14 protein-coding genes are annotated in these 16,008 nt (G+C 38.7%); 10 read left to right on the top strand and 4 right to left on the bottom strand.

The genetic code is table 11. The annotated features are described in order from the left end of the window. Position 1: 1 nt before the first annotated feature. The gene (gene sppA / locus ACQKEZ_RS00805) at positions 2–1,003 is read right to left on the bottom strand and encodes a signal peptide peptidase SppA (RefSeq protein WP_427297936.1); all 1,002 of its coding nucleotides are present in this window, start codon (positions 1,001–1,003) and stop codon (positions 2–4) included. A 458-nt stretch (positions 1,004–1,461) separates the two neighbouring features. On the opposite strand from sppA, the gene ACQKEZ_RS00800 reads away from it, so the two are divergent. Further along, a complete protein-coding gene (locus ACQKEZ_RS00800) occupies positions 1,462–2,265 on the top strand; it encodes an NAD kinase (protein ID WP_427297934.1) in 804 nt (267 codons plus the stop codon). 203 nt (positions 2,266–2,468) lie between these two features. Then, on the top strand, positions 2,469–3,911 hold the full coding sequence (locus ACQKEZ_RS00795; RefSeq protein WP_427297932.1) for a DEAD/DEAH box helicase: 1,443 nt from the start codon (positions 2,469–2,471) through the stop codon (positions 3,909–3,911). 33 nt (positions 3,912–3,944) lie between these two features. On the opposite strand, the gene mce is transcribed toward ACQKEZ_RS00795, so the two are convergent. The 3 genes from mce to ACQKEZ_RS00780 all read right to left on the bottom strand — a co-directional run bounded on the left by mce (position 3,945) and on the right by ACQKEZ_RS00780 (position 7,030). Then, positions 3,945–4,355: a methylmalonyl-CoA epimerase gene (mce, locus tag ACQKEZ_RS00790; protein WP_427297930.1), complete on the bottom strand. Its 411-nt coding sequence runs from the start codon at positions 4,353–4,355 to the stop codon at positions 3,945–3,947. 116 nt (positions 4,356–4,471) lie between these two features. Next, entirely contained in the window at positions 4,472–5,623 is a 1,152-nt protein-coding gene (locus ACQKEZ_RS00785) for a rhamnogalacturonan acetylesterase (RefSeq protein ID WP_427299276.1), read from the bottom strand. Positions 5,624–5,749: 126 nt separating this feature from the next. After that, positions 5,750–7,030 (bottom strand): aspartate aminotransferase family protein, encoded by a 1,281-nt coding sequence (locus ACQKEZ_RS00780; RefSeq protein WP_427297928.1) that lies wholly within the window; start codon positions 7,028–7,030, stop codon positions 5,750–5,752. Between the two features lie 287 nt (positions 7,031–7,317). Between ACQKEZ_RS00780 and ACQKEZ_RS00775 the strand changes: the two genes are divergently transcribed. From ACQKEZ_RS00775 to ACQKEZ_RS00740, 8 genes are all read left to right on the top strand, one after another. Beyond that, positions 7,318–8,370 carry a fatty acid desaturase gene (locus ACQKEZ_RS00775; protein WP_427297926.1) on the top strand — a complete coding sequence of 351 codons (1,053 nt, stop codon included), beginning with the start codon at positions 7,318–7,320 and terminating at the stop codon, positions 8,368–8,370. A gap of 116 nt (positions 8,371–8,486) precedes the next feature. Continuing rightward, positions 8,487–9,623: a sensor histidine kinase gene (locus ACQKEZ_RS00770; protein WP_427297924.1), complete on the top strand. Its 1,137-nt coding sequence runs from the start codon at positions 8,487–8,489 to the stop codon at positions 9,621–9,623. Further along, the gene (locus ACQKEZ_RS00765) at positions 9,620–10,219 is read left to right on the top strand and encodes a response regulator (RefSeq protein ID WP_427297922.1); all 600 of its coding nucleotides are present in this window, start codon (positions 9,620–9,622) and stop codon (positions 10,217–10,219) included. The genes ACQKEZ_RS00770 and ACQKEZ_RS00765 overlap by 4 nt, the downstream gene beginning before the upstream one ends. 262 nt (positions 10,220–10,481) lie before the next feature. Next, complete coding sequence (locus ACQKEZ_RS00760) at positions 10,482–11,408, top strand: iron-hydroxamate ABC transporter substrate-binding protein (RefSeq protein ID WP_427297920.1); 927 nt, start codon at positions 10,482–10,484, stop codon at positions 11,406–11,408. Positions 11,409–11,520: 112 nt separating this feature from the next. Continuing rightward, positions 11,521–12,213, top strand: a complete 693-nt coding sequence (locus ACQKEZ_RS00755) for a response regulator (protein ID WP_427297918.1) — start codon at positions 11,521–11,523, stop codon at positions 12,211–12,213. Next, positions 12,210–13,214 (top strand): sensor histidine kinase, encoded by a 1,005-nt coding sequence (locus tag ACQKEZ_RS00750; protein ID WP_427297916.1) that lies wholly within the window; start codon positions 12,210–12,212, stop codon positions 13,212–13,214. The genes ACQKEZ_RS00755 and ACQKEZ_RS00750 overlap by 4 nt, the downstream gene beginning before the upstream one ends. 104 nt (positions 13,215–13,318) lie before the next feature. Next, positions 13,319–14,080, top strand: a complete 762-nt coding sequence (locus tag ACQKEZ_RS00745; RefSeq protein ID WP_427297914.1) for an ABC transporter ATP-binding protein — start codon at positions 13,319–13,321, stop codon at positions 14,078–14,080. Further along, positions 14,070–16,007, top strand: coding sequence for an FtsX-like permease family protein (locus tag ACQKEZ_RS00740; protein WP_427297912.1), 1,938 nt, complete (start codon positions 14,070–14,072; stop codon positions 16,005–16,007). Before ACQKEZ_RS00745 ends, ACQKEZ_RS00740 begins: the two co-directional genes overlap by 11 nt. The last annotated feature ends 1 nt before the right edge of the window (position 16,008 follow it).

Below are 16,008 nucleotides of genomic sequence, written 5' to 3'. Positions count from 1 at the left end.
TTTACTTAGAATAGAGATACATTGGTTTTGACCCATTTGAGCCAGCCAGTGTTTCTTTTAAGTTGAGAAAATCAAGTTCACTCTTAAACAATTTGCTTGCACTCATAGAGAATAATGAGCTCCAGCCGAAGCTTTGTGAATAACCAATGACTTGGGCATCTTTCAAGCCTTTTTCATCTTTTTTCATGGCTTTCACAGCATCATCATAATAGCCAAGCTGGTCAACTAAACCGTTTGCCTTCGCCTGTGTTCCATCATATACACGGCCATCAGCTATCTTCTTCACAGCTTGTTTTGACATTCCTCGACCCTCAGAAATAACCTTCACAAAACCTTCATAGGAATTGTCGACCATACTTTGCATAATATTGCGCTCTTCTTTTGTCATTTCACGATTAGGGGACATAATGTCCTTATATTTCCCGCTCTTGAGTGTTTCATATTTAATGCCTAGATTATCTGCTAGTTTTGAGTAATTTAAGCTCTGCATAATTACACCTAGAGACCCTGTTAATGTTTCAGGAGAAGCAAAAATTTTCTTTGCTGGCGCTGAAACATAGTAGCCACCTGATGCTGCCATTGATCCCATTGAAACGTAAATTGGTTTTTTTGCTTTTTTTATTTCTTCTAATTTTTTATGTATTTCGGCGCTTTCGTACACTCCACCACCCGGAGAATTAACACGTAGTATAACACCTTTAACTGAAGAATCTTCTTTTGCTTTTTCAAGCTCCTTTAAAAAGGTACGGTGGTCATATCCTTCTCCGCCTAACAGGCTAGATGCACCGCCGTTGTCTTGAATGGTTCCATTGATTTCAAGGACGGCAATTTTACTCGATCCACTTCCATCCTCTAATACCTTTTCTTCCATTTCATCCCCGAATTGATAGCTCATTTGCGTATCATTGAAGCTTTGGAAAAGTGCCATTGTTACACTAATCACAACCGAGAAGCCGAATACACCAATTGCAATGACTAGGGCTACCCATCTTTTTGCATTCATTTTTTCTCCTCCTTTTTCTACTCACCACATACTTACGAATACCTACATGAAATGTTTCAAAGCAACTGTGGTTTTTTTACATTTCATTTCATCATATGATAGCACCTATAACAAATGACGATCAACTTTACACATCCTTGATCAATCAAGGACACATGCAAAATCCTTTTTTTAACCTATCTACACGTTCAATTAGCTCACATGATTTTTAGTTCAACTCTCCCACTTTTTTTCGATCACACTTATTTTTTAACGATTTCTGGTTAAAAAGACTATTTGACAAAACATATATATTGAATCATTTAAGCATGAAAAAGACATTTTACAAAGCGATGACAATGGTAGCCCACCTCTATTCTTTTTACTTTCAAATGAAAAGAGTGTAAACTATGAACAAGGGTTTAACATAAATACCCTTTTAAGGACATTCATTTTTGACAACAAAGGGGAGAACGTCAATGACAGACCATCGTCGTAATGTATTTTTCTTTTACAAAAAAGATCATGAATTGGATGAACACATTTCTTCTCTAAAGAAGCTCGCTACCGATCAAGGATTCACAGTAGTGGACCGTGCAGAGGATGCACATATTATCGCTTCTATTGGCGGAGATGGCACATTTCTTCAAGCAGTACGTAAAACTAAATTCCGTGATGACTGCTTGTATATAGGGGTATCAAAATCAGAGAGTTCACATTTATACTGTGATTTTTCGTTAGACCATTTTGATAAAATGATTGATGCCATGAACACCGAACAAATCGAAGTGAGAAAATATCCGATTATAAATGTAAGCGTTGACAACACCAATCAATTCCACTGCTTAAATGAGCTGTCAATTCGCTCTAGCATCATTAAAACATTTGTCATTGATGTATTTATAGATGACTTACACTTTGAAACATTTAGAGGAGATGGGATGATTATCTCCACGCCTACAGGCTCTACTGCCTACAACAAATCAGTAAACGGTGCCGTAGTTGATCCTATGCTTCCATGTATGCAAGTGACCGAGCTTGCTTCATTAAACAACAATTCGTACCGAACGCTTGGTGCTCCTTTTATTTTAAGCAGTGACCGGAAGCTGACACTGAAAGTTGTCCAAGATGGAAACGACCACCCGATTATCGGTCTTGATAATGAAGCACTTGGGACAAAACATGTCAAACAAATTGACATCGGTCTTTCTGGCAAAATGATCAAAACGGTCAAATTAAAAGACAACTCCTACTGGGAAAAGGTCAAACGTAGATTTTTATAAAACAAAAGCCCCTTGATTGGGGTTTTTTTATTTACGAATGAGTGAAACTGTCTTCAAAGGGAAGATTATTTTAAGGATACTTTCTCGATAGATGCTGACTAGGGGCAATGTCGGCTTGATGACCAAACTCCTCATCATGGCGCTTAGTGTGATATGATGTCACAAGAATCAATATGAGCTTTACTGACTAAAGGAGAACGAATATGAGTACACAACGTTTTGAAGATTATGATTTAAGTGCAGAAATGACAACTGCACTACACCAACTAGGCTATACAGCACCAACACCTGTCCAGCATGAAACCTTATCAGTTGCTTTTTCAAAACAAGACCTGATTGTGAAAGCGCAGACCGGAAGTGGCAAAACAGCGGCATACGGCATTCCGCTTTGTGAGATGGTGGACTGGTATGAGAATAAACCACAGGCACTTATTCTCGTTCCAACACGAGAGCTTGCCCTGCAAGTAAAGCAGGACCTGACAAATATCGGACGATTCAAACGGATCAAAGCGGCTGCCATTTATGGAAGGTCACCTTTTGGCGCGCAAAAATTAGAGCTCAAGCAAAAAAATCACATTGTCTGCGGGACACCAGGACGTGTACTCGACCACATTGAAAAAGGAACACTCTTTTTAGATCGGCTACAGTTTCTCGTCATTGATGAAGCAGATGAAATGCTTAATATGGGCTTCATTGAACAAGTGACGTCAATTCTTCAGCACCTTCCAAAGGAACGGATGTCCATGCTTTTTTCTGCAACAATGCCAGATGAAATGAAAGAACTAAGCAGAAAGTATTTGCGGACACCTGTTGTCATTGATGCAACACCCGATCAATTACCTAAGCAAGACATCATCCATTCCATTATTGAAACAGTAGAAGAGGAAAAATTCTCTCTTCTTCAGCGTGTCATCGTCATTGAAAATGCGGACAGTTGTATTATTTTCTGCAATACTCAGGAACGTGTGAATGACCTCACTGCTCGATTAGATGACTGGGATGTTCCCTGTGACAAAATTCACGGTGGGATGAGACAAGAGGATCGTTTTGCTGTGATGGATGAATTCAAAAATGGGGAATTTCGCTATTTAGTGGCAACCGATATTGCCGCAAGAGGCATCGATGTAACAGATATGACACATGTGATACATTACGATCTGCCATACGAAAAAGAGCGCTATATCCATAGAACAGGTCGAACTGGTCGTGCAGGCAAAAGCGGGAAAACCATTGCCTTTTTGACTGAGAAAGAACTGCCTCTTATTCATGAATTAGAAACAGACCTCGGATTTACGTTTACAAGAGAAGCCTTTCCAACAAAGGAAGAAGCTGAGCTCCATGTCACAAGCTTTGAAGAAAAACTAGACATCCCGCTACAAAAGGAAAATAAACTAGAACAATTAGAACGCAATATCATGAAACTTTATTTTAATGGCGGAAAGAAAAAAAAGCTACGTGCTGTGGATTTTGTCGGGACAATTGCGAAGATAGACGGTGTTGATTTCGAAGACATTGGCATTATCACCATTCAGGATACGAAGACGTATGTAGACATTTTAAACGGGAAAGGCCCTCTCGTATTACAAGCAATGCGTCAGACAACCATTAAGGGTAAAAGTCTTAAGGTGCATGAAGCACGATCATAACAGATAAAAAGCGAAGCATTTACGCCTCGCTTTTTATTTTTCATAAGGATAATCACATATTTCTGTAATCACTCCCTCTGAGTGCCTTGGATTCATATAAATGAGTCGTCTGCCCAAATGAGTGATCCTATAGGTATCCTCCAAAAAGGTCATTCCTTTTTCTTTAAGTTTGGTCATTGTTTCATGAAGATCATCAACACGATAAGCAATATGGTGTACACCTTTTCCCTTTTGCTTCAAAAACTTCGCAATTGGACTCGTTGCACTCGTCGGTGATAAAAGCTCAATGACCTCATCATGTGTATGAATCACAGCGATATTCGTCTCAACGCCTTCTTTCTCATTTGAGTACCGATCAACTAACGCTGCACCAAGGATATCTGTATAAAAAGTGATGGCATCATCTAAATCTCTCACTGCAATTCCAATATGATCAATTTGCATAGAGCTCCCCCTTTTCTTCATTTCTCAATTATAGACCACTTCCACTTTGAAAAACATCATGAGATCAATGGCGCATAATCAATGCTATTAAAAAAAGACCCTTGATCAGGGCCCGTTTAAAAACCTTTGACACCTTGTGCTTTAAGCTCTGTTGTGATGATGCGTGCTAGCTCTTTCGCACCTTTTCTGTTTGGGTGCAGTGAATCCCCTTCCATATATAATTGACTTGTCGCTTCTCTGCCGATTGATGTAAAGTATGCTGAGCTTAACACATTCAAATCTACAAGCCTTACTTGCTCCTCTTTAGCAAGTGCAAGTGTAGACATTCGATACCATCTGTCTGTTGAGGAATGGACACCATGTTCATTAAAATCTGTTGCTCTGCCTTGTGGTGTTGATAGAATGACTTCTCCTCCTTTTTGCCTCACCTGGCGAATCATTTCCCTCATCCATTCCTTATATTCTGCTTCACTTTCGTTATTTTTCGGATTCGTATCATTGATTCCAAATTGAACGAGGAAGATATCACCTGGTTTCATGGCATACAAAACAGACGCAAACTGCCCATCCTGATAAAAACCTCTAGCGAACTGCCCTCCTGTCGCTAAATTTTTTACATAAAACGCCCCCTTTTGTAAAAAGGGTTCGATCATTTGTCCCCAACCTGCTTGCACACTTGAATCAAGCGGATAATATTGACAGACCGTAGAATCACCACCAATAAAAAGGGTTTGATCGCCCGTTGCATCATCCGAAAGCTTTTGAATATGAAGGGCACTTAGGGTAAATGCAGTTCCTTCTTTGCCTTCTGTGACTAATAGATTTAACTGCCCATCTGTAATCGGTAGACGAAATGTGGCACTCGCACCGTTCCCTGTCATGTTCATGACCTGGAAATATCCTTCAGCCGCTACACTCGCTCTTGCAGTATCACCGAGGATGACTTCAACCTCATACCAACCATTTGCCAAATCCACTTGAAAGGTGTTTGTGCTTTTCATTCCATACGAAAGAAACTGCACTGCATCTTTTTTTACACCCGTGCCTGAGGCAGACACATTTTCCATCTGCTTTGGTGAATAAAAACCGTATCCTTTTTCCTTTGTATATTGATCTTCTGCTTTCACTCCTTTATACCCTGTTTCGACATCCCTACTGCCAAAATCAAATTTCATTACCTCTTGTTGTTTCACTGCTTCAAGCTTGTCGCCCCCCATGAACGTAAAAAACGCACCAATCAACATAAAAAACAACAGAACTTTTTTCATTTGCACGCTACAGTCTCTCCTTTTGAATCATTTTCACAATGTAAACGTATTCGCAAAATGAAGAAAACAGCACTTGTTGATTAAATAAAAAAGACCGCTCCACCTTTTAAAGGGAACGGTCAGCATTTATGCATTCAGGCGGTTTAAAGCCGCAGTTAATTTCTCAAGGCCTTCGTCAATTTGTTCTTTGGTCACGATTAATGGCGGAATCATGCGAAGCACCTCGCCTTGATTACCACAGAAATAAAACAAGACACCTTCTTCAAGAGCATAATCTAAAATCTTCATGGCTGTCTCGCCATCAGGTGCTCCTGTTTGTGGATTGATGACTTCGATCCCAAACATCATTCCAATCGAACGAACTTCTCCAATTTGGCTAAAGGATGATTGGATACTGTGTAACTTCTCTTTGGCATATGCATGTATTTGTTGCACATGTTCAAGAACATTCTCTTCCTTGATAATATCAATCGTCGCAAGCGCCGCACTACAAGCGATTGGATTGCCGCCAAAAGTTGTGGCATGAGCACCAAGCGGCCACTTTTGCATGAGCTTGTGATTAGCAACTGTTGCACTAAGCGGAAGACCTGATGCAATTCCTTTGGCAACTGCCATGATATCTGGTGTGACATCAAATGTTTGAGCAGCAAACCAGTTTCCAGTCCTGCCAAAGCCAGTTTGTACTTCATCAAAAATTAAGAGAATGCCATGTTCGTCACATATTTCACGAATTCGCTTTAGCCAACTACGAGGCGGTACAATATAACCTCCTTCACCAAGAACAGGCTCTAAAATGACACATGCCACTTCATCAGGCAACACTTGATGTGCAAAAACTTGTTGAAAGCTTGCTTCCAGCTTCTTAATTGCTGTCTCTTCATCATCGCCTGGCGTATAATATGGAATTTGAACATTCATGGTGTGAGGCTGATGTTTGCGGTACTTTCCTTTTGATGTACTCACGCCTAATGATCCGAGTGTTCTGCCATGGAAACAGCCAATAAAAGAAAGGGCGTAAGGGCGCTCTGTCACGTGACGAGCAAGTTTTAAGGCTCCTTCTACCGCCTCTGTTCCACTGTTACCAAAGAAAAAGCAATCAAGATCACCTGGCATGATCTCAGCAAGCTCATTGGCTAACTTTAAAATCGATTCATACTGAATGACACCAATTGGTCCATGTGTAAATGTATCTGCTGCCTTTTTAATCGCTTCAACGACTTTAGGGTGACGATGCCCTACATTGGTGACTGCAATACCAGATGTAAAATCTAAATATGTTTTTCCGTCGGCTCCGTAATAATAGCAGCCCTCTTCTTTTACTACAGGGAGGTTTGGATGATCCTTTGCCATACTCGGTGCGAGGCGGTAAGGAATTGTTTTTGCTAAAGTTGCCCATTCTTGATTCATGTCTGTTAACTCCTTTAATCTATCCAACTATTTATTTTTAAACAATTTTATGAATAATTATTTATTCCTACATTGTATCAAACTCTTATATCTTCGCAAAAGAACTTTTTAAAAGGATATGTCACACTTTTTAGCCAAAAATATAATGACTTAAATCCTTGATATATCAGTCTTTCCAACTCAAATATGACAAATGTCATATTCAATACATGATGGCTGCTACTATAAACACGATCTTTTTCTCCGTATACTTTGAAACAGAACGAAAAGGAAAGGACTTGACATTCATGATAAATCAAACTTCCACCCAACAACAACAAGCTACATTAAGAAAACAAGTTGCCAAATTTTCTGGAGCTGATACAAAACATAGCATCATGCAACTTATGAATACTTTTTTGCCATTCTTTGCGCTTTGGTTTCTCGCATACTTCAGCCTTAATATCTCCTACCTTTTGACCCTCGCCTTCACGGTCATTGCAGCAGGTTTTTTAACACGCATTTTTATTATCTTCCATGACTGCTGTCACCAATCCTTCTTTAAACAGAAACAGTTCAATCACCTATTTGGTTTTATTACAGGTGTACTGACACTTTTTCCTTATCTTCAATGGCAAAGAAGCCACTCGATTCACCATGCAACAAGTAGCAATTTAGACAAACGTGGTACGGGTGATATTTGGCTTTTGACTGTGAAAGAATATCAGGAAGCATCAGTATGGACAAAAATTCGTTACAGACTATATCGAAATCCGTTTAATATGTTTATTTTAGGTCCCATTTTCGTATTCTTACTTCAAAACCGCTTTAATGTGAAAGGTGCCCGTACAAAGGAACGTTGGAATACGTATTTAACAAACGTTACAATCGTTTTGTTAGCTGTCGGTACTTGTCTCATCTTTGGTTGGCAAGGTTTCTTACTTGTTCAAGGTCCAATCTTTCTTATTTCAGGGTCATTGGGTATTTGGTTGTTTTATGTACAGCACACGTTTGAAGATTCTTATTTTGAAGAAGATGAGCATTGGAACTATGTGCAAGCTGCAGTAGAAGGTAGTTCATTTTATAAACTACCAAAGTTGCTTCAGTGGTTAACTGGCAATATTGGATACCACCACGTACATCATTTAAGCCCAAGAGTGCCAAATTATAAGCTGGAAGTAGCACATGAGCAAAGTGAACCTTTAAAAAATGTCCCAACCATCACTTTAAAATCAAGTTTAGAATCAATGAAATTCCGTTTATGGGATGAAGACCTTAAAGCATTTGTCACCTTTAAAGAAGCGAGAAAGACGAACCGTTCGCCAATTGTGAAAGAAGAATTATTAAAGAAAAACGCTTAAATGCAAAGGGCTCTTTCTCATCGTAGAAAGGGCTTTCTATGTATGAAGGATGCATCAAATGGAGCGGTTTGATAAAGTGTTAATAGATATGAAAAATGTTCAAAGGTGGCGTAAGGATGAAAAAGTTTTTTAAGTTTCAAAAACTACATGGGATTTCCCCTTATATATGGACGATTTTTTTCATCCTTCCCTTTTATTTTATTTTTAAGTCCCCGTCAACCATAATCATTGTTGTCGGCAGTATACTCACACTTGTCTTTTTTATTGCTTACCGCTTTGCATTTTTATCAAAAGGCTGGTCCTTGTATTTATGGGGTCTGCTTCTAATTGGCATTTCGACAGGTTCTGTGGTGCTGTTTAGCTACATTTACTTCGCCTTTTTTATTGCTTATTTCAACGGCCATATTCGAGATAAAATACCGTTTTACATTTTATATTATATTCATATTGCCAGTGCTGCAATTGCAGTTAACTTCAGCCTTATTCTTAAAAAGGATTGGTTCCTTACACAAATTCCGTTTGTCGTGATCACCCTCATTAGTGCCATTCTTCTACCACTCAATATTCGAAGTCGGAAAGAACGGGAAAGACTTGAGGTCAAATTAGAAAATGCGAATGAACGAATTGCTGATCTAGTCAAGCTTGAAGAAAGGCAGCGGATCGCCCGTGATCTTCATGATACACTCGGACAAAAATTGTCACTCATTGGACTAAAAAGTGACCTCGCTCGAAGATTGGTTTACAAGGATCCCGAACAAGCTCGTGCTGAGCTGAAAAGTGTTCAACAAACAGCCCGGACCTCACTAAATGAAGTGCGAAAAATCGTATCTTCTATGAAAGGTATTCGCTTAAAGGATGAGCTAAACAATATTAGACAAATTCTTGAAGCTGCGAATATCACGTTTATTTATGAAGAAAAAGAAGCGCCCAAAAATATTTCTCTCCTCAATGAAAATATTATGAGTATGTGTATCAAAGAAGCTGTTACCAATGTCGTTAAACATAGTGATGCGTCGATATGCAGAGTGACCATTCAGCAGTTATTGAAAGAAGTCGTGATTACTGTCGAAGATGACGGCACGTTTAAAGGAGAGGATACTCATTTCCCTACAAAAGGGCACGGTCTTCTCGGTATGAGAGAAAGACTTGAATTTGCAAATGGTCACCTGCAAATTGATACGGCACATGGGACAAAGCTGACAATGAGAATTCCAAATGATCCAAAATCAAAAGAAAGGGAGGGAAACAAATGATTAAGATATTCATCGCCGAAGATCAGCAAATGCTACTCGGTGCACTTGGCTCACTACTCGATTTAGAGGATGATATGACCGTTGTTGGCAAAGGAACAAGCGGTCAGGATGCCATTGATTTTGCAGATGAACATTCTTTTGATATATGTTTAATGGATATTGAAATGCCAGGAAAATCTGGTCTTGACGCTGCTGAAGAGCTCAAAGATAAAGATGTGAAAATTATTATTTTAACGACCTTTGCTCGTTCTGGTTATTTTCAGCGGGCACTAAAAGCTGGTGTGAGTGGCTATATGCTGAAGGACAGTCCAAGTGAAGAACTTGCTAGTGCCATTCGCAATGTCATGAAAGGAAGACGTGTGTACGCCCCCGAATTGATGGAAGATATATATAGCGAGGAAAACCCGCTTACAGACAGAGAAAAAGCTGTGCTAGAGCTTGTAGCAGATGGAAAAAACACAAAAGAAATTGCCAATGCACTAAGTATTAAAAACGGGACAGTCCGCAACTATATATCAATGATTTTAGATAAACTAGAAGTGAAAAATCGAATTGAAGCCATCACTCGTTCAAAAGAAAAAGGCTGGTTTAAATAAATCCCAAATGATAAGGAGCTGACATGCCCTTCATCTTTTGGGGTTTTATTTTGATATTGATCATTCAAAATCCTACTCTAACATACCAAATATGTTGAATGTTGGTACAGCAACACTTCTATTACATTATTTAACTTACAAAATGTAATTGACAACATAGTATAGGCATATTATATTATGTTTGACGGTGATAATGATAATTATTATCAATCAATGAAACAATCAAACGGCTTTTGTGCCCATGTCAAAGGAGTCTAAATTTATGAAGAAATTATTTATTCCGCTCATGCTCATCTTTGTGCTTGTATTAAGCGCTTGCGGCAACAGCGACAGCAATTCCTCCTCAAATAAACAAAGCAGCAAAAAAGAGGCATCTGGCAAGATTACATATCAATCTGAAACAGGTCCAGTGAAGGTTCCAGCAAACCCTAAACGTGTTGTTGTGTTATCTTCTTATGCTGGTAATGTGATGTCACTTGGCGTAAACCTTGTTGGCGTTGATTCTTGGTCAAAAAACAATCCACGCTTTCAAAAGAAATTAAAAGATGTAGAAGAAATATCTGATGCAAATGTTGAAAAAATTATGAAGCTTAAACCTGATGTCATTATCGGTTTAAATAGCATTAAAAATATTGATAAACTCAAAAAAATCGCACCAACCGTCTTGTTTACTTACAACAAAGTAGACTACTTACAGCAGCATATTGAAATCGGTAAAGTCCTTAATAAGGAAAAAGAAGCAAGAGCCTGGGTCAAAGATTTCAAAAAGCGTACGGCTGAAGCTGGCGATGAAATTAAAGCGAAAATCGGAAAAGACGCCACTGTTTCAGTATTTGAAGGCAACTCAAAACAGCTTTATGTTTTCGGGGATGCTTGGGGACGCGGGACTGAAATTTTATACCAAGCAATGAAACTAAAAATGCCTGCAAAGGTAAAAGAGAAAGCACTAAAAGATGGTTACTATTCACTATCAACAGAAGTGCTCCCTGAATTTTCGGGTGATTATATGATTTTCAGTAAAAGTAGTTCCGCGGACAACGCATTCCAAGACACTGAAATTTATAAATCCATTCCTGCAGTCAAAAATAATCGTGTATTTGAGGCAACAGCTGAACAGTTCTACTTCAATGATCCATTATCACTTGAATACCAATTATCATTCTTTAAAAAGAATTTTTTAGGTAAATAATGAAAAGCAAGGAGCACTACTCTCCTTGCTTTTTTATATTGTAGCGAAAGTCGACTTTTTCCGCTACAATTTACATATTGGAAGAACTTCAAAATAAAGTGTGGTGCGTGTATTGTTTAAAATTTTGCTCATTGAGGATGATATGACCCTCTTTCAAGAAATAAAGGAGCGTTTAGTGAACTGGTCCTATGAAGTTCATGGAATTCAAGACTTCAATCAAGTTGTACAAGAATTTACAGCCGTTCAGCCTGATCTTGTCATTATTGATATTCAATTACCAAAATATGATGGCTTTCATTGGTGTCGTATGATCAGACATCATTCTAATCTTCCTATCATCTTCCTATCATCCCGTGATCACCCTGCTGACATGGTTATGTCGATGCAGCTAGGAGCAGATGATTTTATACAAAAGCCCTTTCATTTTGATGTACTGATCGCCAAGATTCAAGCCGTTCTTCGTCGCGTTCACGATTATAATGCAGAGCCTGTGTATTTAAAGCTATGGAACGGGGCAACGATCGACATGGAGAAAAGCACTATCACAAACGAACACGGTGACGTTGAATTAACGAAAAATGAATTGTTTATCCTCAAACAATTGGTTCAACATAAAAATAAGATTGTCAGCCGTGAGTCTCTGATTCAAAGCCTTTGGGACGATGAGCGCTTTGTCAGTGATAATACCTTAACGGTGAATGTGAATCGCCTTCGGAAAAAGCTAGATGAGATTGAACTAGGTTTATTGATTGAGACAAAGGTCGGTCAAGGCTACATCGCGAAAGAAAAGGATGACATATCATGATTCTTGCCTATTTAAAAGAAAGAAGAAGCTGGATTCTTTTTTTGCTTAGCTTACAGCTCCTCATTTTGTTTGTGGCTTTCCTTGATGCGACGATCCCATTCACATCCCTTCTCTACATCGTCTTCATATCAAGTTCGATGATGATCGTCTTTCTCATCCTTCGGTTCCGAAAAGAAACTGCCTATTTCCAAGCCTTAAAAGAGTGGGATGAGCATATTAATGATCAAAATACTCATCCCCCCGACTCACCATTTGAACAGCTAATTCACGACACAATGACCGAACAAATCAAACGCTACAGGCAGATGGCCTGGCAGCATCAAACGGAGCGAGAAGAAGAAAAAGATGAGCTACTCGCTTGGATTCATGAGGTGAAAACACCACTGACGGCCATGCATTTAATGATCGACCGAATAAAGGAACAGCCACTTAAATCAAATCTTACTTATGAATGGCTTCGAATTCATTTACTATTAGATGCTCAGCTTCATCAAAGCCGGTTACAGCACATTGAAAATGATCTTTACATCGAATCACTTGATTTGCAAGCCATTGTGACAAAAGAAATTAGACCGCTCCTATCATGGTGTATGCAAAAAGGCATCGGTTTTGACCTTTCACTTGATCAAAAGCATGTATTAAGTGATGCCAAATGGTTATCCTTTATGATCAGGCAAGTACTTACAAATGCCGTGAAATACAGTGAAGCATCTGATATTGTCATTACAAGTAATCAGCTTGATGGCAAGACTGTTCTCAGAATCAAAGACAAAGGGCGAGGAATCGACCCAAGAGACTTACCACGCATTTTTGATAAAGGCTTTACTTCAACAACCAATCACCTTGACACTGCATCGACAGGAATGGGACTTTATTTAACCAAAAAGGGAGCAACCGCTCTCCACATGACCATTCACGTAGACTCAAAAGTAGATTGCGGTACTGACGTAACGTTTGTTTTTCCTAGAAAAAATGATTTTGTCCATATTGCGGGCATGTGACAAAAATGTCACATGCCCTTCTATTTTTGTTCGCCCAATCGAAGGAAGTCATCTGTCGTTCTTTTTATAATAGGTATATCACATAAGGAAAAAGGGGTAAGTCGATGAATATACTAGAAGCGCGCAAGCTTTATAAAAGCTATGGAAATAAATTTAACAAACAGGAAGTTTTAAAAGGAATTGATTTATCTATTGTAGAAGGCGAATTTGTTAGCATCATGGGCCCTTCTGGATCAGGAAAAACGACATTACTCAATGTCCTCTCTTCTATCGATCAGGTATCAGGCGGTTCCATTCAAATCGGAAATGTTGAAATGACAAAAATGAAAGAAAAGCAACTCGCCGAATTCAGGAAAAATCATCTTGGTTTTGTGTTTCAAGATTATAATCTGCTGGATACCTTAACGGTGAAAGAAAACATTCTTCTACCACTTTCCATTTCAAACACGCCTAAAAAAGAAGCCTTCCAACGCTTTCAACAGCTTGCCGAGGACATGGGCATCTATGAATTGCGTGATAAATATCCGAATGAAATATCAGGAGGTCAAAAACAGCGAACATCCGCTGCCCGAGCCTTCATTCATGAACCAAGCCTCATTTTTGCTGATGAGCCTACGGGTGCACTAGATTCAAAATCAGCTTCAGACCTATTGAATAAATTAAAGGACTTGAACCAAAAACGAAAAGCAACCATCGTCATGGTCACCCATGATCCAGTTGCAGCAAGTTATTCAAGCAGAGTGATCTTCATTAAGGATGGACATATTTACACACAACTCAATAAAGGTGAAGTAGAGCGAAAGGTATTTTTCGAGGATATCATGAAAACGCAAGGTGTTTTAGGCGGTGTAAATAATGAACATTAATCAGCTCATCTTCCGCAACCTGAAGAAAAACTTGAAGAACTACTATTTATATGTCTTTGCGTTAATCTTTAGTGTGGCACTCTATTTTGCCTTTGTGACCTTGCAATATTCTCCGTCGATGGACGATGTGAGCGGTTCAATTAAGGGTGGCGCTGCCATTAGAGCTGGATCAATTTTACTGATTGGCATTGTCGCTATTTTTCTTCTTTATGCAAATACGATTTTTATTAAACGAAGAAGCAGAGAAATTGGTTTATTCCAATTAATCGGGATGACGAAGCAAAACATTTTTAAGATGCTCAGTGCGGAGAACTTTATTTTATATCTTGTCTCAATGCTTGTTGGTATTTTTGCTGGCTTTATCAGTTCAAAACTCATGATGATGATTTTATTTAAGGTCACTGGTGTAAATGCGATTGCACCGCTTCATTTTTCAAAAACAGCACTTATCCAAACGATCATTGTGTTTCTTGCGATTTATCTATTGATCATGCTAAGAAATTATCGCTTTATCAAAAAGCAAAACATTTTATCTCTATTCAGAGCGACTTCTTCCACTGAACAGCGTGTCAAAAGAATCTCTATCTTTGAAATGATCATTGGAATCATCGGGATCGTCTCTATCGGTTCTGGATACTATATCTCTTCTAAATTGTTCAGCGGTGATTACGTCACAATGACTGAGTTATTCCTAGCAATGCTATTCATTCTAGGGACTGTTATCATCGGGACATTCCTTTTTTACAAAGGATCTGTGTCGTTTATTGCGAACATCATAAGAAAGCGAAAAAAAGGCTATTTGGCCATTCATGAAGTGCTATCCTTATCATCGATCATGTTCCGTTTAAAATCAAATGCACTTCTTTTGACAATTATCACAACGGTTTCAGCACTTGCTATCGGTTTATTGTCCTTAAGTTATATTTCTTATTACTCGGCAGAAAAAACAGCAGAACAAAACATTCCAGCTCATTTTGTCATGACCTCTGTTAAAGATGAGAAAGCCTTTACGGACGCACTTTCAGAAAAACAGATTTCCTACGAACAAAACCGAACCAAGGTCATACAAGCTGATTTTAATGCAGAGAATATCATCGATACCGATGTCAGTAACCTTCAAGTCAATTCGAAGGTACTCATGTTCTCTGTGATCAGTCAGAAAAGTATAGACGGTTTTGAAGTAAAAGAAGATGAAGTCATTCTTAGTGGCTACAATGATTTGTTACAGAAAGTGATGCCTATCAAAAACACTGGCGAGATAGAGCTCCTTCTCAAAAAACCGATCAAATTAAAGATGAAGGAGATGCGGAAGGATCATTTGATCTCATATAATTTCACAAGTGGCGGAATGCCTGTCGCCGTTGTAAATGATCACATCTTCCAGCAACTGCAAAAACAAATAAATAAAAAGATACAACTCCCATACGATCAATATATAGCCATCAATATTGCAAAAGAAGAACAGCTTGAACAGGCGAATCAAGTATTTACTTCACTTAATCTAAACAAATACAGTATGTCTCGCTTAGATTTAAGCAATGAACAAAAACAAAACATGGGTCTCATTATGTTTATTGTTGGATTCCTTGGACTGACCTTCCTTGTGACATCTGGCTGTATTTTATATTTTAAACAGATGGATGAAAGTGAAGAGGAGCAAGGTAGCTATACGATTTTACGTAAGCTTGGATTCACAGAAAATGACCTTTTAAAGGGAATTCAGCTAAAACAATTATTTAACTTTGGCATCCCGCTTTTGATCGGTCTTTTGCATAGTTACTTCGCTATACAATCAGGTTGGTTTTTATTCGGGGCAGAGCTTTGGGTACCGATGTTCATCGTAATGATTCTCTATACGGTACTTTACTCAATCTTCGGTATTTTGTCCGTTCTGTATTATCGAAAGGTCATCAAACAAGCGTTATAAA

The organism is Bacillus sp. NPDC077027 (genome assembly GCF_050269555.1).
Classification (GTDB): domain Bacteria; phylum Bacillota; class Bacilli; order Bacillales; family Bacillaceae; genus Bacillus.
Note: the sequence above shows the minus strand (reverse complement) of the source record. Positions and strands in the feature narration are given on the sequence as shown.